Below are 20,737 nucleotides of genomic sequence, written 5' to 3'. Positions count from 1 at the left end.
CCCGGGCGGGGCGTAACGCACCCGCTCGACGGTCGCGGTCGCCCGGCGCAGCGCCTCCGAGGTGGACCCGCCCAGCAGCGCCGCCCGCCGGTAGTGCTCGGCGGCCGCGCGCGGTGAGGCGGCAGGCGGGGGCCGTATGCCGTAGTCGCTCAGGTCTTCCTGCAGGAGTTGCCACTGCGTCTCGACCCGTTCTTGCGGTGATTGCGCGGTGCGCAGCAGGGTGCGCCGACGCCGGCGCGCGGCGAGGGGGAGCAGCAGCGCGAAGATCGCGGCGACGACGGCGACGAGCAGCAGCCAGCCGATCCCTGCGACCCACCGGCCGATGCTGCTCGGCCGCTGCGCCTGCGGTGCCGGCGCGGCTTCGCTGCTGGTCGATGACGACTGGCTCGAACTCGTCGGGGTGTCCGACTCGCTGTCGGTGACCTCGCGGCCGCCGGCGGTCGGTGCGGCCTGGACGGCGTAGTTCGGGGCCGCACCCGAGCGGCTCGCCGGGGTGGGCTCGAAGCGCGTCCAACCCAGGCCGGGGAACCACAGCTCGGGCCAGGAATGCGCGTCCGCCTGCAGCACCGTGCGCACCCCGGCCTGGTTGGCGACCCCGGGCAGGAAGCCGAGCGCCATCCGCGAAGGGATGCCCTCCATGCGCGCGAGCATGATCATCGCGGTGGCGAATTGCACGCAGTAACCCTGCTTGGTGAGCAGGAAGTTGGTGATCGGGTCCACCTGGACCCCGCCCACGCCGGTGCGGGTCTCGGCCAGCTGCAGTGAATAGGTGAAGGCACCGTCGTTGCGCAGGTAGTTCTGGATCTGCACGGCGCGGTCGAAGGGATCGCCGCGCAACCCGATCGCGGCGGCGGTGCGGCGCAGCTCGGGCACCGCGCGCTGGTCGAGGGCCAGCTCACGCTCGAATCCGGCGCGCGGTTCGGCGGTCGAGGTCGGGCGCGCCGATGGGGCGAGCGAGGCGTAGGTGTAGCGATAGTCGCTGACCGCCCGTGAGGGCACGATCACCGACGTCGACCGGTCCAGCTGCCAGGACGTGCCGGCCAGGTCGGCCGACAGCAACGGCGTCTGCGTCGCGACCAGCCCGGCTTCGAGCGAGCTGTCGCGCACCTGCGCGCTCATCGACACCGCCCCGGCCGACGGGCTGAGGCCGAGGGGGGCGGGCAGTCGCTCGTTGTCCCGCCCGCGCACATCGCCGTTGAAGGGATCACGACTCCACTGGCCGTTGTCGTAGGTGCTGGTCACCGCCACCCGCATCGGCGGCGGACTGGCGTCGCTGGTCTGGAAGGTCAGCACGGGCGTCGGGTCGTTGCTGCTCAGGCTGCGGGTGAGGTCGACCGTGGTGGAGAAGCCGACCCGCTGTGCCGGACCATTGCCGCGACCGAGCCCTTCGCCGAGGAAGGTCGGCGACAGATGAGGTATGGCGGCCGGCAGCAGCAGCGCTCCCACCACCGCCAGGATGCCGACGGCTCGGGCGGCCGACGCCAATCCGCCGAGGCCGAGCCGGTCGGCGAGCAGGGTCGGCCCGGTGGGGCGCGCCTCGACGCGCGACCACGCTCGCACCCGGTCTTGGCTCTGGTGCCACAACAGCACCAGCCAGGCGACCGCCGGCGCGACGAAGTATGCCGGGGGCAGCGGGTCGGTCTGGTTGGACGCCGCGACCAAGAAGATCAGGGCCAGCGGTATGCCGGCCAGCGCCGGCACCTTGCTGCCGGCGGCCAGGGCGTCGACGACGACGGCGACCAGGCCGATGGCGGTGACGATCGCGAACCGCAGGCCGTCGGTGGCTGGTGCGGGTGCCGTATAGCGCCGCACGGTGGTGTTGGCCTCCTCCAGCAGCGCCCGCACCGCTTCGCGCACCCCCTCGGCGTCGGCGTGCGGCAGGACGAAGAGGAAGAGCGCGGCGAGCAGGACGAGCAGCGTCTGGATCCACGGCGTGAGGCCGGAGGGCACGCGCAGCTGGCGCAACGCCATACCGCTGAGTGCGACGAGGGCGAGCACGATCAGCAGTTCGCCGAACCAGCGGCCACCGATCAGCAACCGGGACACCGGCCAGGCGGCGAGGATCACGCACGCGGTGCCGAGCAGGGTTTCGACCGGCCGGGCGCGCATCACAAGGCTCCGACCCGCACGAGGGAGCGGCGCGCGACGTGCTGCCACACGGCCGGGATGCTCGCGTCGTGCGGCACGACCGCGGTCCGCCAGCCAGCGGCGGCGAGGCTGTCGCGGGCCTGCTCGGGATGGTCGTTCGGTAGGCCGCCGAAGGTCGCCGCGTCCATGACCAGGCCCACCCCGGCCGCGCCGGTCTGCCGCAGGGCCGGCACCTCGGCCGGCAAGGGGGCGCCGCCGCCGAGGACGGCGATGACCACCCCGCCGGTGGACAGCCGCTCGGAGGCGGTGTGCAACATCCGGCGCAGGTCGCCCTCGGTGCCGGTCTCGGCCCGGGCCAGGTGCAGCAGCACTGCGTGACCGGACAGCTGCTCGCCGGCGGCGAGCGGCACCGTGCCCTCGCGAGTGACGAGTTCGAGCCGGAACCCCAGCTCGCTCATCCGCACCCCGATCGAGGCGAGCGCGCTCACCGCCCACTCGAAGGAGGAGTGCTCGCCGGTGCCGGCGTGCGCGTCGGCGCGCGGGTCGAGCAGCAGCAGGCAGGAGCGGCGGGCCGGACGGTCGACCTGGCGGACCATGAGTTCATCGCGGTGGGCGCTCGCCTTCCAGTGCACCCGGCGCAGGTCGTCGCCGTCGCGATAACCGCGGATCGACACATCCTCGTCGCCGTGCAGCGCGACCATCGCCGGCGTCGAGCCCTCGGAGCCGTCACCGGTGCCCGGCGGAGCGACCGACCCGAGGGGATAGGTGCGGGGCAGCACGATGATCGACCCGGTGCCCGGCACCTCGCTGTCGCGCTCGGTCAGCCCGAAGGGATCACGCACCCGCACGTGCAACGGGCCCAGCTGGTGCTCCCCGCGGCGCCGGCCGTCCAGCACGTAGCTGACGCTGCGGCCGCCGTCCGGCTCGATCGAGGGCAGGACGAACCGCGGCCGGTCGCCGAGGGCGTAGTCAACCGAGTCCTCGGCGAGCACGAAGCCGGTGCGCCGACGCCCTTCGTTGGTGATGGTGAGCTCGACCGAGGTGCGCGCCCCGAGCGGCAACTGATCGGGCTCGGGCCGGCGCTGCACGGCCAGCCCGGTCAACGGCCGGCCCGCCAGCCACCGGGCGATGCCGGCGAGCACGAGCAACAGGACACCGACCCGGGTGATGTCGCGATAACCGAGCAGGATCCCGCCCAGCGTGAGCGTGACGCCGGAGGAGACGAAGGCGAGGCCGCGGCTGGTGAAGCGACCCCGGCGACGGTTCATGGCCGGGAGCCCGCTGCGGGGACGGGGACCCGGTCGACCAATTGGGTGACGACTTCGGTGGCACCGCGGGCCAGGTGCTGCTGATCGCTGGAGAGCAACACCCGGTGAGCGAGCACCGGCACCGCGAGGCTTTGGATGTCCTCGGGGATGACGTGGTCGCGCCCGAGCACGGCCGCCAGGGCGCGGCCGGCCCGCAGCAGGCCGAGCGCCGCCCGCGGCGAGGCACCGAGGCGCAGCGCGCTCGTCGCGCGGGTCGCACCGACCAGGTCGACGATGTATTGCCGCAGCGCGGGGGAGGCGTAGACCCGGGTCACCGACTCGATCGCCGAGGCGACCTCGGCGGCGGTGGCGACCGGCTGCAACTGCTGCAGCGGGTTGTGCGCGCCGTGCAGGTCGAGCATCTCCAGCTCGGCGCTCGCCGACGGATAACCCATCGAGATGCGCGCGAGGAAGCGGTCGCGTTGGGCCTCCGGCAGCGGGTAGGTGCCCTCCATCTCGATCGGGTTCTGGGTGGCCATCACGAGGAACGGGCGGCCGAGGGCGTAGGTCGTGCCGTCGACGGTGACCTGGCCTTCCTCCATGCACTCCAGCAACGCGGCCTGGGTCTTGGGCGAGGCCCGGTTGATCTCGTCACCGACCACGATCTCGGCGAAGACCGCGCCGCGCCGGAACTCGAACTCCCGGGTGTCCTGGTTGAACACGCTGACACCGGTGATGTCGCTCGGCAGCAGGTCGGGCGTGAACTGGATCCGGCTCATCGAGCCGTCGATCGAGCGGGCAAGCGATTTGGCGAGCATCGTCTTGCCGACGCCGGGCACGTCCTCGATCAGCAGGTGCCCCTCGGCCAGCAGCGCGACCACCGCGACCCGGATCGGCTCGGGCTTGCCCTCGATCACCTGGCCCACCGCCGCCTGGATCCGCTCGGCGAGATCGCGGACACCGCCGAGGTCCATGGCTGCGTGGCCGCTGTGGTCACCCCCCGCCGTGGCGCGCTCCCCAGTGGAATTGCCGGCTGCCAGACGCATGCCCTCGATCTTGCCTCACGATCCGCGCGATCGAGAAGCGGTTGGACGTGACAACGAGGTCACAAAACCCTTTGCTCCGGCTGTCCTCCACCCTCCACCACCAGCGCGGTCCCGCCGCCTCCACATCGCTCCACCTCGCATCGCACGCCGCGGAAAACCGCGGGTTCTCGCGGGCCGGACCCGCCGCGAGCGCCCCGGCATACGGCCGGATGGGGGATTGCGGGCGAATTCGCTCCACCTCGCCCCACGCGCGATGACCTGCAGGTATGCCGAAATCGGTCCCGTTTGGTGGTCATCTGGGGGCGACAGGTGGGGCGATGTGGAGTAAAGTGGAGGCATCGGGCGCACGGTGGGTGGCCCGGCACGTGACGGATGGAGGTGGGCGCATGTTCCTCGGCACCCATCAGCCCCGTCTGGACGACAAGGGCCGGCTGTTCCTGCCGGCGAAGTTCCGCGAGAAGCTCGCCGGCGGCCTGGTCATGACCCGCGGCCACGAGCGCTGCCTGTTCGTCTATCCGGTCGCCGACTTCGAGCGGATCGTCGCCGAGATGTCCACCACGCCCACCTCTAACAAGGCGGTCCGCAACTTCCAGCGCGTGCTGCTCTCGGGCGCCTCGGACGAGATCCCGGACAAGCAGGGCCGGGTCACGATCCCGGCGCTGCTGCGCGAATACGCCGGGCTGACCCGCGAGTGCGTGGTGCTCGGCGTCGGCAACCGGCTGGAGATCTGGGACGCCGAGGCCTGGGCGGCGCAGCTCGCCGCGAGCGAGGACGACTACGCCGACACCGAGCAGGAGGTGATCCCCGGAGGCTCGTTCTGACCTACGGCCTCCGGCCGCTGGACGCGCTCCGGTTCGGCACACCTTCCCCGGTGCCGAACCCGTGCTTCCAGCCAGCGGCCGGTGACCGAAGGCCAGAACCGGCGAACGCGCGATCGACGACCCACAGCCCGTGGCTTCGCACCACCCGCCCTCGATGACCGCCCATGCTCACCGGAAAGGCCGCTCGTGAACCAGACCGACGGATCCGCCGCCACGCGCCACGCGCCCGTGCTGCGCGACCGGATCACGGATCTGCTCGCGCCCGCGCTGCAGCGCGCTGGTGCGGTCGCGGTCGACGGCACCCTCGGGATGGGCGGGCACGCCGAGGCGCTGCTCGAGCGTTGCCCGCAGGCGATCGTCGTCGGCGTCGACCGCGACCAGGAGGCGCTTCGTCTCGCCGGTGAGCGGCTGGCCCGGTTCGGTGATCGCTTCCGTCCGCTGCACGCGACCTATGACCGGGCCTTCGACCTGCTCGCCGAGGACGGCATCGCCACCGTCGATGCGGTGCTCTTCGACCTCGGGGTCTCCTCGCTGCAATTGGACGAGACCGAGCGCGGGTTCTCCTACAGCCGCACCGCCCCGCTCGACATGCGGATGGACCAGAGCGAGGGCGTCACCGCTGCCGAGGTCGTCAACAGCTACGACGAGCGTGAGCTCGAGCGCATCCTGCGCGAATACGGCGAGGAGCGGTTCGCCCGCCGGGTGGCTGCCGCGATCGTGCGCGCCCGCCCGCTGCACACCTCCGAGGAACTCATGACGGTGCTGCGCAGCGCGGTGCCGGCGGCCTCGCAGCGCACCGGGGGCCACCCCGGCAAGCGCACCTTCCAGGCGCTGCGGATCGAGGTCAACGGCGAACTCGACGGCTGGCGCGCCGCGCTGCCGGCCGCGCTCGACGCGCTGGCCGAGTGGGGCCGGATCGCGGTCTTGTCCTATCACTCGCTGGAGGACCGGATCACCAAGACCGAGCTCGCCGCGCGCTCGCGCAGCACCGCGCCGCCCGACCTGCCCGTCGAGCTGCCCGAACACCGACCGACCTTCCGGCTGCTGACCCGGGGTGCCGAGACCCCCAGCGATGCCGAGATGACCGACAACCCGCGGGCGGCCTCGGCCCGGCTGCGGGCCGCCGAACGCGTCCGCTCTTAACGAAAGGCCCGCACCGATGAGCAACGCCACCGTCGCCGCCGCCCGCCCCCGCGCCGTCCGCCGAGCACCGGCCCGACCGCAGCTGCGGGTCGTGCAGGCCTCCGAGGCCACGATGAGCAGCACGGTCTTCGCGGTGATCTGCACCGTGCTTCTCGCGGCCGGTCTGCTCACCGTGCTGCTGCTCAACACCGCCCGCGCACAGCAGCAGTATGCGGTGGATTCCCTTCAGGCACAGTCGAATCGGCTGGCGGGCACCGAGCAGGACCTGCGCAGCGATCTGGACAGTATGGCGGCGCCGCAGCAGCTCGCGCTGCGCGCTCAGGCGATGGGCCTGCGCCCGGCGACGCGCATCCAGTATGTGCGCGCCGGTGATGGCAAGGTCCTCGGCGTGGCGGGCGCTGCCTCGACCGGCGCGCCGTTTACGGTGGGGACGCTGCCGACGACCCCGGCGTCCAAGCTGGCGTCCACGGCCGTTCAGGCAGCCGACGGAGCGCTCCGCCTCGGCATACCGGTGGCGAAGCCGACGCCGACCGTGAAGCCGAGCACACCGACCGCCAAGCCCACCCAGCCCAAGCCCACCTCCAGCGCGAAGCCGAGCCAGTCGGCGCCGAAGTCCTCGGCCCCGGCAGCGAAGCAGCCGACCAAGACGCCCGCACCGAGCCCGACGAGGTAAGACACCGTGACGCAGTCCCGCAGGCCCGGCACCCGCTCCACCGCGGGCCGGCCATCGGGCACCAGGACCGCCGCACGCACCCCGGCACGAGGCCGGCCCGAGACGGGCGGTCCGAAGCGGCCGAGCGGCACGGCCGGCCGCAAGCCCGCCGGCTCGGCGGGCGGCACCCGCGGGTCGGGCGGTCCGCGCAAGCCCTCGACCCGGGGCCGGGTCACCCCGCCGCCGACGCCGCGCGAGCCGGTCCGGCTCGGCGTGGGGCACCCGCGCCGGCGGGCCCGGGTGGTGTTCATCGCCTCGATGTTCGTGCTCACCCTTTTTGTCGGCCAGCTGTTCCGGATCCAGGGGCTGGAGGCCTCCACCCTCGCCGCGCAGGCGGTCGACTCCCGCATCGCCCGCACGACGATCCCGGCGTTGCGCGGCCAGATCACCGATGCCAACGGTGTCGTGCTCGCGAACTCGGTCGAGCGGTATGACGTCACCGCCGACCCGCAGAACATCCGGCAGTACTACGGCACCGAGATCGGCGGCAAGCTGCAAGGTGACGGCTTCGCCAAGGCCGCCACCGCCTTGTCGTCCATCACCGGGGCGGCGCCGCAGGACATCGTCACCGCCTTGAAGCAGGCGGACGCCAAGAAGCTGCGCTTCGTCTACCTCGTGCGCTCGGTGACGCCCGACCAGTGGAACCGCATCAACGACCTGCACATCCCCGGGATCTACAGCGAGCGCACGGTGGCGCGGCAATATCCGCAAGGCACCACGGTCGCTCCGCTGCTCGGGTGGGTCTCGGCCAACGGCAAGCCCGGGGGCGGGGTCGAGGCGATCGCCAATGGCACGCTCAACGGCAAGCCCGGCGTGCGCACCTACGAGCAGGCGCCCGACGGCACGGTGATCGCCACCGGCGACCAGTCCGACAGCCCGGCGCTCGACGGCAACCCGGTGCAGCTGACGATCGACAACGACCTGCAGTGGTATGCCCAGAACGCCATCGCCGGCGCGGTGAAGAAGTACAAGGCGCTCAGCGGTGATGCGATCATCATGGACGTCAAGGGCAACCTGCGCGCGGTCGCGTCATACCCGAGTTTCGACAACAACAGCCTCGCCTCGGCCTCGCCCGCCGCCCTGCAGTCGGCGCCCTTCGTGCAGGCCTACGAGCCGGGCTCGACGAGCAAGGTGATCACGATGGCCGCGCTGCTCGCGCAGGGCAAGGCCACCCCGCAGTCGCAGTTCGTCGTGCCCAACCGGCTGAAGCGGGCCGGCACCTCCTTCAAGGACTCCCACGAGCACCCGACGTTGAACCTCACCCTCGCCGGGATCCTCGCCGAGTCCTCCAATATCGGCACCATCGAGGCCGGTGAGAAGCTCGACCCGGCGACGCTCTACGGCTATATGCGCAAGTTCGGCCTCGGTTCCACCTCCGGCATCGGATACCCCGGTGAGACCGCCGGCATCCTCGCGCCCTACCAGAAGTGGTCCGGTTCGACCCGCTACACGGTGATGTTCGGCCAGGGCCTGTCCGGCTCCGCCATCCAGCAGGCGTCGGTCTTCCAGGCGATCGCCAACGGCGGCGTGCGCGAGCCGGTGAAACTCCTCGCCGGTGTCGGCAAGGACGGCAAACTCAGCCCGCCGCAGGACAGCCGTAAGGCGGTCACCGTGGTGAGCCCGCAGGTCGCCACCCAGGTCACCAACATGATGGCCGGCGTCGTCGGCAAGGACGGCACCGCCAAGGCGGCGCGGGTCCCCGGCTACAACGTGGCCGGCAAGACCGGCACCGCCGACCGCTACGACCCGACGCTCGGGCGCTACAACGGCCAGACCGCCTCGTTCATCGGCTTCGCGCCCGCGGAGAACCCGCAGTTCATCATCGCGGTGACCCTGCAACGGCCGACCGCAGGCAGCATCTACGGTGGCGAGGTCGCGGCACCCGTCTTCTCCGATCTGATGGGCTACGCGCTGCGCCGCAACCACGTGCCGCCGAGCACCGCCAAGACCCAGGAGTACCCGTTGACCTACGACCCGAAGAAGTCGGTGGGCCGTTGATCGCGATGACGCTCGCCGAGGTCGCTGCCGCGACCGGCGGATCGCTCGTTCCTGCCGACGCCGGGCAGATCGCGGTGGACGGCCCGGTCGTCTCCGATTCCCGTCAGGCCGGTCCGGGCAGCCTGTATGTCGCCCGTATCGGCGAGTTCGCCGACGGGCACCGGTATGCCGGGGCCGCTGCCGAGGCGGGTGCCGTGGCCACCCTCGGCTCGCGCGCGATCGAGGGGATGCCCACGGTCGTCGTGGCCGACGTGCAGGACGCCTTCGCCGCGCTGGGCCGGGCCGTGGTCGACCGCGCGCCCGCGCTGCGGATCGTCGGCATCACCGGCAGCTCGGGCAAGACCTCGACCAAGGACATGCTCGGGCAGGTGCTGTCGAGGGTGGGGGAGACGATCAGCCCGGAGGGTTCGCTGAACTCCGAGGTGGGCGTGCCGCTCACCGTCTGCCGGGTCACCCCGACCACCGACTATCTCGTCGCCGAGATGGGCGCGACCGGGGTCGGCCATATCGCCTATCTCACCCGGATCGCCCCGCCGACCGTCGGCATTGTGCTCAATGTCGGCCGCGCGCATGTCGGGGAGTTCGGCTCGGTCGACGCCATCGCCCGCACCAAGGCCGAACTCGTCGAGGCGCTGCCGGCCGACGGCCTGGCGGTGCTCAATGCCGACGACCCGCGCGTGCGCGCGATGCGCGACCGCACCGACGCTCGGGTCCTGCTCGTCGGCCGGTCACCGGATGCCGACCTGCGGGCCACCGAGGTGCGGCTCGACCCGCTCGGCCGGGCGTCCTTCACGCTGGTCGGTGCCGGCGACCCGCGCCCGGTGCAACTGGCGGTCCACGGCGAACACCACGTCGGCAACGCGCTGGCCGTCATCGGGGCCGCGATCGAGCTGGGCGTGCCTGTCGCACAAGCGATTTCGGCACTCGCTGACGCTCGAGCGCTCAGCCGGTGGCGGATGGAAGTGCACGAGCTGGACTCCGGCGCCACGTTGATCAACGATGCCTACAACGCCAACCCCGACTCGATGACCGCCGCCTTGCGGGCGTTGCAAGCGATGGCGGGCGGGCGGCATACGGTCGCGGTCCTGGGGGAGATGCGCGAGCTCGGCGAGGACTCCGAGGCAGAGCACCAGGCGATCGGTGAACTCGTCCGCGAGCTTGGCATCGACCGGTTGGTGACCGTCGGCGCGGGTGCCGCCGCGATCGGCAGGGGAGCAGACGGCATACCGACCGAGCAGGTCGCCGACGTCGACGCGGCCTATGCGTTGCTGCGCGACTCGCTCGGTCCGGGCGATGTGGTGCTGCTGAAGTCCAGCCGGGACTCGGGGCTGCGCTACCTTGGCGACCGCATGGCATTCGGTGATCAGGAGGTTGGTTCGTGAAGGCGGTTCTCATCGGCGCGTTCGTCGCGCTCATGGGAGGACTCTTCGGGACGCCGGCCTTCATCAAGTTCCTGGCGAAGCGGGGCTACGGGCAGTTCATCCGCGACGACGGCCCGACGACCCATCACACCAAGCGCGGCACGCCCACCATGGGTGGTGCCGTCATCATCGTCGCCACCGTCGTCGGTTACGGGCTCGCGCATCTGCTGACTCTGACCCCGGTCACCGCCTCCGGGCTGCTCGTGCTCTTCCTCATGGTCGGGCTCGGCGCGGTGGGCTTCGCCGACGACTGGATCAAGATCAGCCACCAGCGCTCGCTCGGGCTGAAGTCCTGGCAAAAGCTCATCGGGCAGGCCTTCGTCGGCATCACCTTCGCGGTGCTGGCGCTGCAGTTCCCCGATGTCAACGGGCGCACGCCCGGCAGCTACAACATCTCGTTCGTGCGCGACACCTGGTTCAACTGGGCCTTCGCCGGCACCGGCGTCGGCATCGTGCTGTTCATCATCTGGGCCAACCTGATGATCGCCGGCACCTCCAATGGCGTGAACCTCACCGACGGCCTCGACGGTCTGGCGACCGGCGCCTCGGTGATGGTCTTCGCGGCCTACCTGCTCATCAGCATCTGGACCTTCAACCAGAACTGCAAATATGTCGGCTCGCTGAAGTGCTACGAGGTGCGCGATCCGCACGACCTGGCGGTGATCGCGGCCTGCGTGATGGGCTCCTGCTTCGGCTTCCTGTGGTGGAACGCCTCACCCGCCAAGATCTTCATGGGCGACACCGGCTCCCTCGCCCTCGGTGGCGCGCTCGCCGGCCTGGCGATCACCACCCGCACCGAGCTGCTCGTGGTGGTGCTTGGCGGGCTGTTCGTGCTCGAGACGCTGTCGGTGATCATCCAGGTCGGGTCGTTCAAGCTGCGCGGCAAACGCGTCTTCCGCATCGCCCCCGTGCACCATCACTTCGAGCTCGTCGGCTGGAACGAAGTGACGGTGGTGATCCGGTTCTGGATCGTCGCCGGGCTCTTCGTCGCGCTCGGCCTGGGCATCTTCTACGCCGAGTGGGTCGTCGGGGCATGACCGCGGGTGCGTCCTGGCCGGTCGACCCGGCATACGAACCCTTGGGCGGCGCGCGGGACCTCACCCATCGCGATGCCGACTGGTCCGGCCTCGTGGTCGAGGTCGTCGGCCTCGGGGTGAGCGGTTTCGCGGCCGCGGTCGCGCTGGCCGAGCGCGGCGCGCAGGTCAGCGTGCTCAGCCCGGCGCGCTCGGAGGAGATCACCGACCGCGAGAAGATCCTCGCCATCCTCGAGGCGAGCGTGAGGTATGGCGAGCTGCCCGCCGGGCCGTCCGAGGGAACCCAGCTGGTGGTGACCTCGCCCGGTTTCGCGCCCAGCACGCCATACCTGATGGCGGCGCAGGCCGCCGGGATCCCGGTGTGGGGCGAGGTCGAGCTCGCCTGGCGGATGCGCGCCCGCGAGGGTGCCGCGCCGTGGCTCACGGTGACCGGCACCAACGGCAAGACCACCGCGGTGACGATGCTGGAGTCGATCCTGCGCGCGGCGGGCAAGCGCACCACCGCGGCCGGCAATGTCGGGCTGCCGATCATCGAGGCGGTGCTCGACCCGGCGGGCTACGAGGTGATCGCCGTCGAGCTGTCGACCTTCCAGCTGCACTGGTCGCGCAGCATCTCCGCGCTGGCGTCCTGCTGCCTCAATGTCGCGCCGGACCACATCGACTGGCACGGCTCCTTCGAGGAATACCGCCGGATGAAGGGGCGCGTCTACGACCGCACCCAGGTGGCCTGCATCTACAACCACGACGACCCGACCACCGAGCAACTGGTCGAGGACGCCGAGGTCGTCGAGGGTTGCCGCGCGGTCGGATTCACCCTCAAGGTGCCGCACCCCTCGATGCTCGGCATCGTGGAGGACGTGCTCGCCGACCGGGCCTTCGTGGCCGACCGGCAGCGCAATGCCGCCGAGCTGTGCCAGGTCAAGGACCTCGGCCAGGAGGGTGCGCCGCCCGCACCGCACTATGTCGCCGACGCGCTCGCCGCGGCCGCACTCGCCCGGGCGTATGGCGTCCCGCCACTGGCCGTGCGCGACGGCTTGCGCTCGTATCACCCTCAGCCGCACCGGATTTCGCCGGTTGGTGAGGTCGACGGGGTGCGCTATGTCGACGACTCCAAGGCCACCAACCCGCCCGCTGCGCGGGCCTCGCTGCTCGCCTACGACCAGGTCGTGTGGGTGGCCGGTGGGCTGCTCAAGGGTGCCGACGTCGACGATCTCGTGGCGGCGGCCGCGCCACGGCTGCGCGCGGTCGTGCTGATCGGGCGGGACCGCGCCCAGATCGCCGAGGCGGTGCACCGACACGCGCCGGATGTGCCGGTGATCGACATCGAGCGCACCGACACTGGTGCCATGCACGAGGCGGTGCGGGCTGCGGCTTCGCAGGCGCGGCCCGGTGATGTCGTCCTCCTCGCGCCCGCGGCTGCGTCCTTGGACATGTTCGCCAGCTACGGCGCCCGGGGTGACGCCTTCGCCGACGCCGTCCGCGCGCTCGACGACGACCGGAGGACCTGAACCCGTGACGACCGCCAGCCCCACCAAGAGCGGCTTCGATGCGCGGTCGTTCAGCCAGCGGTTGACCTCGCCGGTCGCGCCCTACTATCTGCTGCTCGGCGCGACGACCCTGCTGCTCGTCTTCGGCCTGATCATGGTGCTGTCCGCCTCGAGCGTGACCTCCTACGCCGGCGGCCACGGGTCGGCATACGCCGTCTTCAACAAGCAGGCGATGTTCGCGGTCATTGGGGTGATCGCGGCGGTGATCGCCGCCCGCCTGCCGGTCGCGTGGTGGAAGCGGCTGGCCTTCCCGATCTACGGGCTGGCTCTCGCGCTGCAGATGCTGGTCTTCTCGCCGCTCGGTGTGAACGTGCTGGGCAACACCAACTGGATCCGGGTCGCTGGCTTCACCATGCAGCCCTCGGAGATGGGCAAGCTCGCGATCGTGCTGATCTGCGCGGTGGTGCTGGAGCGCAAACGCCGCCACCTGGCCCGGCCCAAGCATGTCCTGATCGTGCTCGTGCCGATGGTGCTGCTGCTGCTCGGGCTGGTGATGGCCGGCCACGACCTCGGCACCACGATGGTGCTCGCGCTGACCGCCGGCGCGGTGCTGTGGGTGGCCGGGCTCAACTGGAAGTTCTTCGGCGGCGCGCTCGCGGTCGCGGTGGTCGCGCTCGGCGCCGCGGTGAAGTTCAGCGGCAACCGCAGCGCGCGTTTCGACGCCTGGCTCGGCACCTGCGTCAACGAGCACACCGCCGGCTGCTACCAGAAGGTCCACGGCCTCTACGCGATGGCCGACGGCGGCTGGTGGGGCGTCGGCCTGGGCGCCAGCCGGGAGAAGTGGTTCTGGCTGCCGGAGGCGCACAACGACTTCATCTTCGCCATCGTGGGCGAGGAGCTCGGGCTGCCGGGCACGCTCGCGGTCATCGGGCTGTATGCCGTCCTCGGCTACGCGTGCTACCGGCTGATCGCCACCAGCAAGGACTTCTTCGTGCGGCTCGCCACGGCCGGGGTGATGGCCTGGATCCTGGCCCAGGCGATGATCAACATCGGCTCGGTCATCGGGCTGCTGCCGATCATCGGGGTGCCGCTGCCGCTGATGTCCTCCGGCGGTTCGGCGCTGGTGATGGCGCTGGTGGGCCTGGGCATGGTGATCTCCTTCGCACGCAACGAGCCCGAGTGCAAGGCGGCGCTGGCGCAGCGCCCGTCGATGGTGCGCCGTACCCTGGCGGTCATGCCGACCCACCGGAACCGTTGATGCCTGCTGCCCTCACCAGCGTCGTGCTTGCCGGCGGTGGCACCGCCGGCCATGTCTCGCCCCTGCTCGCCGCCGCCGATGCGCTGCGCCGCCGCCACCCCGACTGTCAGATCGCCGTGCTCGGGTCGCAGGGTGGGCTGGAGGAGGACCTGGTCCCGGCCCGCGGTTACGACCTGACCGTGATCCCCAAGGTCGCCTTCCCGCGTCGGCCGGATCTCGCCGCCGCGCGCTTCCCCGGTGCCTTCCGCTCCGCGGTCGCCCGCACCCGCCGGCTGCTGGACGATGCCGGCGCGCAGGTGGTCGTCGGTTTCGGCGGACACGTGAGCACCCCGGCATACCTCGCCGCGCGAGCGCGGCATACGCCCTTCGTGCTGCACGAGCAGAACGCCCGGGCCGGCCTGGCCAACAAGCTCGGGGCGCGCCTGACTCCCTATGTCGCCACGACCTTCTCGGTCACCTCGCTGCCGCATGCCCAGGTCATCGGGCTGCCACTGCGCCCGGAGATCACCGGTCTGGACCGCGCGGCTGAGCGCGCGGCCGCCCGCGAGTTCTGGGGCCTGGACGCCGACCGCCCGACGGTGCTCGTCACCGGCGGCTCGCTCGGCGCCCAGCGACTCAACGAGACGATGCAGGCCGCCCAGCCTGCGCTGGCGGCGGCCGGTGTGCAGGTGCTGCACCTCACCGGGCGCGGCAAGGAGTTCGAGCCCGCGCAGACCGGGGTGCCCTATGTCGTGCGGCCCTATGCCGAGCGGATGGACCTGGCGTATGCCGCCGCCGACCTGGCGGTGACCCGCGCCGGCGCCGGGATGGTCTGTGAGACCGGCGCGGTCGGACTGCCGGCGGTGTTCGTGCCGTTGCCGATCGGCAACGGCGAGCAGCGGCTCAACGCCCAGGACGCCGTCGACGCGGGCGCCGCCGTCATCGTCGACAACGCCGACTTCACCCCGGCCTGGGTCGAGCGCGAACTCCTGCCCCTGGTCACCTCGCCGCAGCGGCTGGCCGCGATGGCGGCGGCGTCGTCGGGCCAGGGCCACGCGGGCGCGGCGGACGCCCTCGTCGACCTCATCGAGCGGGCCGCGCACTGATGGCGCACGGCGTCAACGAGCGGTTCGACTTCGCCGCGCCGCTGCCCGACCTCACCGACCTCGCGCGGGTGCATCTCATCGCGATCGGCGGCTCCGGGATGTCCGGCATCGCCCGGCTGCTGCGGGCCCGCGACCTGCCGGTGTCCGGCTCGGACAATGTGGACCTGCCGGTGCTTGCCGCGCTCGCCGACGCGGGCTGCCAGATCACCCTCGGGTATGCCGCCGCCACCGCGCAGGCATTGCCCGAAGGCACCGTCGTGGTCATCTCCTCGGCGATCCGCGAGGACAACCCCGAACTCGCCGCGGTGCGGGCCCGTGGGCTGCCGGTGCTGCACCGGGCCCAGGCGCTCGGCGCGTTGCTGGCCGGCCGCGAAGGTCTCGCGGTCGCCGGGGCGAACGGCAAGACCACCACCAGCGCGATGGCGACCGTGGCGCTGCGCGCAGTGGGAGCGGACCCGTCATACGCGATCGGGGCGGAGATCGCCGGGCTGGGTGCCAATGCCGGGGTCGGGCAGGGCTCGGCCTTCGTGGTGGAGGCGGACGAGAGCGACGGATCGTTCGTGGTCTACCGGCCGCGCATCGCGATCGTCACCAGCGTCAAGGACGACCACCTGGACTTCTACGGCGACTCGGCCACGCTGCACGCGGCCTACGGCGCCTTCGTCGACACCATCGCCGCCGGCGGCCTGCTGGTGGCCTGTGCCGACGACCCGGGCAGCGCCGCACTGGCCGCTGCGGCGCGCTGCCGCGCCGACCTGCGGGTGCTGACCTATGGCACCACCGAAACCGCTGATGTCCGCATCACCGACCTGCGCTCCTCGGGCTGGTCGGGGGAGGGCACGCTCACCGATCTGACCGGCACCAACCATCACCTTCAACTTGAGGTTCCGGGTCTGCACAACCTCGAGAATGCCGCGGGCGTCGTGGCCGCGCTGACCGCCGGCCTCGACCTGCCCGCGGCTGAGGTGGTGCGGGGGCTCGTGCAGTTCCGCGGCACCTCGCGGCGCGCGCAACGGGTCGGCGAGGCGGCCGGCATACGGGTGGTGGACGACTATGCGCACAACCCGGGCAAGCTGCAGGCGATGGTCGCGACCGGGCGCGGGCTGGCCGGCGACGGCCGGCTGATCGTGGTCTTCCAGCCCCACCTCTACTCGCGCACCCGCGATGCCGCGGCCGGCCTGGCGAAAGCGCTGGACGGCGCCGATCTGGCGGTCGTGCTGGACATTTACGGCGCCCGTGAGCAGCCCATCGACGGCGTCACCGCCGACCTGGTGACCGACGCGATGCGCACGCCCGGAGTGCGCGCGACCGGCTTCGACGAGGCGGTCGAGGTGGTCCGGCGCGAGGCGCGCGCGGGTGACCTTGTCCTGACGGTGGGAGCCGGTGACATCACCCACCTCGGACCCCGTATCCTGCAAGCCCTCGAAGAATCAGACTCAACCTGAGGTTCACAGTCGCTTGCCACGCGCGGACCGCGTAGCATGCCCGCGATCGCTCAGAAATCTCTAGCTCCACCTTCAGACCGAACGACCGCAAGTCGAAAGGCGCCGCTCGTGGCATCACCGCAGAACTACCTCGCAGTCATCAAGGTCGTCGGCATCGGCGGCGGTGGCGTGAACGCCGTCAACCGGATGATCGAGGTCGGCTTGAAGGGCGTCGAGTTCATCGCGATCAACACCGACGCCCAGGCGTTGCTGATGTGCGACGCCGACGTCAAGCTCGAGGTGGGCCGCGAGCTCACCCGCGGGCTCGGCGCCGGCGCTGACCCGGAGGTCGGCCGCAAGGCTGCCGAGGACCACGGCGAGGAGATCGAAGAGGTGCTCAAGGGCGCCGACATGGTCTTCGTCACCGCCGGCGAGGGCGGCGGCACCGGCACCGGTGGCGCACCCGTCGTTGCGAAGATCGCCAAGAGCCTCGGCGCCCTCACCATCGGTGTGGTCACCCGGCCGTTCACCTTCGAGGGCCGTCGCCGCGCCAACCAGGCCGACCTCGGCATCAACGCGCTGCGCGAAGAGGTCGACACGCTCATCGTCATCCCCAACGACCGGCTGCTGTCGATCAGCGACCGCAATGTCTCGATGCTGGACGCCTTCCACAGCGCCGACCAGGTGCTGCTGTCCGGTGTGCAGGGCATCACCGACCTGATCACCACCCCGGGCCTGATCAACCTCGACTTCGCCGACGTGAAGTCGGTCATGCAGGGTGCCGGCTCCGCGCTGATGGGCATCGGCTCGGCCCGCGGGGAGGACCGCGCGGTCCAGGCGGCCGAGCTCGCGATCTCCAGCCCGTTGCTCGAGGCGAGCATCGACGGCGCGCAGGGTGTGCTGTTGTCGGTGCAGGGTGGCAGCGACCTCGGCCTGTTCGAGATCAACGAGGCGGCCCGGCTGGTGCAGGAGGCCGCCCACCCCGAGGCCAACATCATCTTCGGCGCGGTCATCGACGACGCGCTCGGCGACGAGGTGCGGGTCACCGTGATCGCGGCCGGCTTCGACGGCGGCACGCCGACCAAGCGCACCGACGACCGCGCCCTCGGTCAGATTCAGGGCGCGCCGCAGCGCCGCGACGGCGGTCCGCAGGGTGGGGCCCAGCAGGGCCAGCCGGGCGGCGGTCCGCAGGGCAGCCAGCAGGGTGCGACCGCGCAGCGCCCGGGCGGTGTGCAGCAGGGCCAGCCGCAGGGTGGCGGGTTCGGCCAGGGCAGCGCGGGTCAGCCGGCCGGTGCGCAGGGTGGCCACGGCGGTCAGCAGGGTCAGCAGGGCGGTCAGTTCGCTCAGGGCGGTGCCGGCCAGCAGGGCGGTGGTCAGCCTGGCGCCCAGCAGGGTCAGCCCGGCGCCCGTCCGCAGCAGGGCCAGCAGGCCGGTGACCAGGGCGAGCGCCCCGGCGGCGGTCGTCCCGGCCAGGTGCAGCCGTCGCAGACCCAGCGCCCGCCGCGTGAGGTCAGCTTCGACGACGGTGACGACGACCTGGACGTGCCCGACTTCCTGAAGTGACCTTCTGGTGGCGTGAGCAGCGCCGGGCCGGCGACCTGGTCGTCGACCTGGCGTTCACCGACACCGCGGGGGGAGTGAGCGAGGGCGGCTATGCCTCGCTCAACCTCGGCGCCCACGTCGGCGACGACCCCGCGCGGGTCGAGCACAACCGCACCGTCGTCGGGGATGCCTTTGGCGTCGGCCGCGAGCGAATGCTGTTCATGCACCAGGTGCACGGCGCGGCGGTCGATGTGGTGCGCGATCCCGCCGCCCGGGAGATCCCGCAGGCCGATGCTGTGATCACCACCGCCGAGGGCTATGCCGCCACCGTGCTGGTCGCCGATTGCACACCCGTGCTGCTCTATGACGGGTCCGCGGGCCTGGTCGCCGCCGTGCACGCCGGGCGGCCGGGGATGCTCGCCGGTGTCGTGCCGCAGACCGTCGCGACGATGCGTGAGCTGGGCGCGACCGACCCGCAGGCGGTCGTCGGGCCGTCGGTGTGTGCCCGCTGCTACGAAGTGCCGGACGAGATGAGATCCGTTGCCGCACAAACGAATCCAGCGGCATACGGCGTGAGCTGGACCGGCACGCCGGCGATCGACGTCGCCGGTGCGGTCGTCGCCCAGTTGCGCGCTGCCGAGGTGCCCCTGACCTGGGTGCCCGGGTGCACCCGGGAGAGTGACCGGCTCTTCTCCCACCGCCGCGACCAGGGTGCGGGTCGCTTCGCCGGGCTGGTCAGTTTTCGCCGGGAGCCGGCGTGAGCGGCGCGCGTCAGGAAGAGCTGGCGGCGTCGTTGCGCGCCGTGCGGGAGCGGATTGACGCTGCCTGCGCCGCCGCCGGGCGAGCACCGGCCGACGTGCAGTTGGTGGTCATCACCAAATACTTCCCGGCGAGCGACATCGGCATACTCGCTGAGCTCGGAGTGACCGCGATCGGTGAGAACAAGGACCAGGAGGCCGGCGCCAAGGTCGCCGAGCTCGACCCGGACCTGCGCGGCCGGCTGACCGTCCACTTCGTCGGTCAGTTGCAGTCCAACAAGGCCGGTCACGTGGCGGCGTATGCCGATGTGGTCCAGTCGGTCGACCGCGGCAAGATCGCGCGTGCCCTGCAGCGCGGCGCCGAGCGCGCCGACCGGCGGCTGGAGGTGACCATCCAGGTCGACCTGGACGGCTCGGACCCCGGCCGCGGCGGGACCCTGCCGGACGAGGTCGAGCAGCTCGCCGCGCAGATCGGGGAGTGCGACCGGCTGCGACTGCGTGGGGTGATGGCGGTGGCGCCGCGCGGACCGGACCCGGCCCAGGCGTTCGAGCGGCTGGCGGAAGTCAGCCATCGGCTGCGCGAGCAGGTGCCAGGCGCCGACTGGATCTCGGCCGGCATGAGCGGTGATCTCGAGCAGGCGATCGCCGCGGGCGCGACACACCTGCGTGTCGGAAGCGCAATCCTCGGTTCGCGTCCCGTTCGCCGGTAGCGTCGGTCGCGTCCCACCACTGACATGCCGACGGCCGCCCCCGGCCGGACCAAGGAGCTGCAAGATGGCAGGCGCCCTGCGCAAGACCATGGCCTACCTCGGCCTCGCCGAGGAGGACCGTCGCTACGACGACCAGTACGACGAGCACCACGACTACGAGGCGTACGACGACTACGAGGACTCCGGGTTCCTCCAGGAGGAGGACGAGCGCGACGCCGCGCCGGCCCCGGTGACCCAGTTGCACAAGTCATCCCCGGTCCGGGCGGTCTCCTCGAAGGGCCACGACATGCAGCGCATCAACGCGATCCACCCGCGCACCTACAACGAGGCCAAGGAGATCGGCGAGAGCTTCCGCCAGGGCATCCCGGTCATCATGAACCTGTCCGACATGGAGGACAGCGACGCCAAGCGCCTCGTCGACTTCGCCGCCGGCCTGGTCTTCGGCCTGCACGGCACCATCGAGCGGGTCACCGCCAAGGTGTTCCTGCTGTCGCCGAGCGGGGTCGAGGTCAGCACGAGCGGTGCCGACAACGCCGGTGGCGCGCGCGGCCCGTTCAACCAGAGCTGAGACGATCGGGGACACCCACGCGTTGACGTGGGTGAAGGTCGTCTCGTCCGGTGGGAGTTGAACAGTCGTGGGCGTCGTGCTGTCCGTGGTCGCGATCGCGCTCTACGTGTTTTTCATAACGTTGATCGCGCGGTTGGTCTTCGACTGGATCCAGGTCTTCGCGCGGGACTGGACGCCGCGTGGCCCGGTGCTGGTGGTCGCCGAGGGCGTCTACACCGTCACCGATCCGCCACTGAAGGCGATCCGGCGCGTCGTTCCGCCGCTGCAGTTGGGCTCGATCCGGCTGGACCTGGCCTTCCTGTTGCTGATCCTGGCTGTCTCAATTCTGTTGCGTATCCTAAGCTGACGCGGACGAATACCCACTGCCGCGCGGAGCGAGCGGACCCCCGCCGCCG

At 71.5% G+C, this 20,737-nt stretch carries 18 protein-coding genes; 15 read left to right on the top strand and 3 right to left on the bottom strand.

Going from position 1 to position 20,737, the window contains the following annotated elements:
- The 3 genes from G9U51_RS09690 to G9U51_RS09680 form a co-directional block, all read right to left on the bottom strand.
- Positions 1-2,109, bottom strand: a 2,109-nt coding sequence (locus tag G9U51_RS09690) for a transglutaminase family protein (protein WP_166196430.1), incomplete at its 3' end; no start/stop codon positions are given.
- Positions 2,109-3,356: a DUF58 domain-containing protein gene (locus G9U51_RS09685; RefSeq protein WP_166196429.1), complete on the bottom strand. Its 1,248-nt coding sequence runs from the start codon at positions 3,354-3,356 to the stop codon at positions 2,109-2,111. The genes G9U51_RS09685 and G9U51_RS09690, both read right to left, overlap by 1 nt.
- Positions 3,353-4,381, bottom strand: coding sequence for an AAA family ATPase (locus G9U51_RS09680; RefSeq protein ID WP_166196428.1), 1,029 nt, complete (start codon positions 4,379-4,381; stop codon positions 3,353-3,355). Before G9U51_RS09680 ends, G9U51_RS09685 begins: the two co-directional genes overlap by 4 nt.
- 386 nt (positions 4,382-4,767) lie before the next feature.
- On the opposite strand from G9U51_RS09680, the gene mraZ reads away from it, so the two are divergent.
- From mraZ to G9U51_RS09605, 15 genes are all read left to right on the top strand, one after another.
- Positions 4,768-5,202, top strand: a complete 435-nt coding sequence (mraZ, locus tag G9U51_RS09675) for a division/cell wall cluster transcriptional repressor MraZ (RefSeq protein WP_166196427.1) — start codon at positions 4,768-4,770, stop codon at positions 5,200-5,202.
- Between the two features lie 186 nt (positions 5,203-5,388).
- On the top strand, positions 5,389-6,345 hold the full coding sequence (rsmH, locus tag G9U51_RS09670) for a 16S rRNA (cytosine(1402)-N(4))-methyltransferase RsmH (RefSeq protein WP_166196426.1): 957 nt from the start codon (positions 5,389-5,391) through the stop codon (positions 6,343-6,345).
- Positions 6,346-6,361: 16 nt separating this feature from the next.
- Positions 6,362-7,018, top strand: a complete 657-nt coding sequence (locus G9U51_RS09665) for a hypothetical protein (protein ID WP_166196425.1) — start codon at positions 6,362-6,364, stop codon at positions 7,016-7,018.
- 6 nt (positions 7,019-7,024) lie between these two features.
- Positions 7,025-9,055: a peptidoglycan D,D-transpeptidase FtsI family protein gene (locus G9U51_RS09660; protein WP_328823408.1), complete on the top strand. Its 2,031-nt coding sequence runs from the start codon at positions 7,025-7,027 to the stop codon at positions 9,053-9,055.
- A 5-nt stretch (positions 9,056-9,060) separates the two neighbouring features.
- Entirely contained in the window at positions 9,061-10,437 is a 1,377-nt protein-coding gene (locus G9U51_RS09655) for a UDP-N-acetylmuramoyl-tripeptide--D-alanyl-D-alanine ligase (protein ID WP_328823417.1), read from the top strand.
- The gene (gene mraY, locus G9U51_RS09650) at positions 10,434-11,513 is read left to right on the top strand and encodes a phospho-N-acetylmuramoyl-pentapeptide-transferase (protein WP_166196423.1); all 1,080 of its coding nucleotides are present in this window, start codon (positions 10,434-10,436) and stop codon (positions 11,511-11,513) included. The genes G9U51_RS09655 and mraY overlap by 4 nt, the downstream gene beginning before the upstream one ends.
- Complete coding sequence (murD, locus tag G9U51_RS09645) at positions 11,510-13,018, top strand: UDP-N-acetylmuramoyl-L-alanine--D-glutamate ligase (protein ID WP_166196422.1); 1,509 nt, start codon at positions 11,510-11,512, stop codon at positions 13,016-13,018. Before mraY ends, murD begins: the two co-directional genes overlap by 4 nt.
- 4 nt (positions 13,019-13,022) lie before the next feature.
- Positions 13,023-14,255, top strand: coding sequence for a putative lipid II flippase FtsW (gene ftsW / locus G9U51_RS09640; protein WP_328823407.1), 1,233 nt, complete (start codon positions 13,023-13,025; stop codon positions 14,253-14,255).
- Positions 14,255-15,340, top strand: a complete 1,086-nt coding sequence (locus tag G9U51_RS09635; protein WP_166196420.1) for a UDP-N-acetylglucosamine--N-acetylmuramyl-(pentapeptide) pyrophosphoryl-undecaprenol N-acetylglucosamine transferase — start codon at positions 14,255-14,257, stop codon at positions 15,338-15,340. The genes ftsW and G9U51_RS09635 overlap by 1 nt, the downstream gene beginning before the upstream one ends.
- The gene (murC, locus tag G9U51_RS09630; RefSeq protein ID WP_166196419.1) at positions 15,340-16,785 is read left to right on the top strand and encodes a UDP-N-acetylmuramate--L-alanine ligase; all 1,446 of its coding nucleotides are present in this window, start codon (positions 15,340-15,342) and stop codon (positions 16,783-16,785) included. Before G9U51_RS09635 ends, murC begins: the two co-directional genes overlap by 1 nt.
- Before the next feature lie 108 nt (positions 16,786-16,893).
- Positions 16,894-18,327: a cell division protein FtsZ gene (gene ftsZ / locus G9U51_RS09625; protein WP_166196418.1), complete on the top strand. Its 1,434-nt coding sequence runs from the start codon at positions 16,894-16,896 to the stop codon at positions 18,325-18,327.
- Positions 18,324-19,067 (top strand): polyphenol oxidase family protein, encoded by a 744-nt coding sequence (locus G9U51_RS09620; RefSeq protein ID WP_166196417.1) that lies wholly within the window; start codon positions 18,324-18,326, stop codon positions 19,065-19,067. Before ftsZ ends, G9U51_RS09620 begins: the two co-directional genes overlap by 4 nt.
- Positions 19,064-19,774, top strand: a complete 711-nt coding sequence (locus tag G9U51_RS09615; RefSeq protein WP_166196416.1) for a YggS family pyridoxal phosphate-dependent enzyme — start codon at positions 19,064-19,066, stop codon at positions 19,772-19,774. The genes G9U51_RS09620 and G9U51_RS09615 overlap by 4 nt, the downstream gene beginning before the upstream one ends.
- Positions 19,775-19,838: 64 nt before the next feature.
- Positions 19,839-20,342 (top strand): cell division protein SepF, encoded by a 504-nt coding sequence (locus G9U51_RS09610; protein ID WP_166196415.1) that lies wholly within the window; start codon positions 19,839-19,841, stop codon positions 20,340-20,342.
- Between the two features lie 67 nt (positions 20,343-20,409).
- Positions 20,410-20,688 (top strand): YggT family protein, encoded by a 279-nt coding sequence (locus tag G9U51_RS09605; RefSeq protein ID WP_166196414.1) that lies wholly within the window; start codon positions 20,410-20,412, stop codon positions 20,686-20,688.
- Positions 20,689-20,737: the final 49 nt, after the last annotated feature.

It is taken from the genome of Metallococcus carri, from assembly GCF_011440275.1.
Taxonomy (GTDB): domain Bacteria; phylum Actinomycetota; class Actinomycetes; order Actinomycetales; family Dermatophilaceae; genus Metallococcus; species Metallococcus carri.
This window is presented reverse-complemented; position numbering and strand designations above follow the sequence as displayed.

What these genes read in the sequence shown, in the direction of transcription:
- G9U51_RS09665 (WP_166196425.1), top strand. Translation starts at nt 6,362, where the DNA reads ATGAGCAACGCCACCGTCGCCGCCGCCCGCCCCCGCGCCGTCCGCCGA.
- G9U51_RS09685 (WP_166196429.1), bottom strand. Translation starts at nt 3,356, where the DNA reads ATGAACCGTCGCCGGGGTCGCTTCACCAGCCGCGGCCTCGCCTTCGTC.
- G9U51_RS09680 (WP_166196428.1), bottom strand. Translation starts at nt 4,381, where the DNA reads ATGCGTCTGGCAGCCGGCAATTCCACTGGGGAGCGCGCCACGGCGGGG.
- G9U51_RS09655 (WP_328823417.1), top strand. Translation starts at nt 9,061, where the DNA reads ATGACGCTCGCCGAGGTCGCTGCCGCGACCGGCGGATCGCTCGTTCCT.
- murD (WP_166196422.1), top strand. Translation starts at nt 11,510, where the DNA reads ATGACCGCGGGTGCGTCCTGGCCGGTCGACCCGGCATACGAACCCTTG.
- mraZ (WP_166196427.1), top strand. Translation starts at nt 4,768, where the DNA reads ATGTTCCTCGGCACCCATCAGCCCCGTCTGGACGACAAGGGCCGGCTG.
- G9U51_RS09610 (WP_166196415.1), top strand. Translation starts at nt 19,839, where the DNA reads ATGGCAGGCGCCCTGCGCAAGACCATGGCCTACCTCGGCCTCGCCGAG.
- murC (WP_166196419.1), top strand. Translation starts at nt 15,340, where the DNA reads ATGGCGCACGGCGTCAACGAGCGGTTCGACTTCGCCGCGCCGCTGCCC.
- G9U51_RS09635 (WP_166196420.1), top strand. Translation starts at nt 14,255, where the DNA reads ATGCCTGCTGCCCTCACCAGCGTCGTGCTTGCCGGCGGTGGCACCGCC.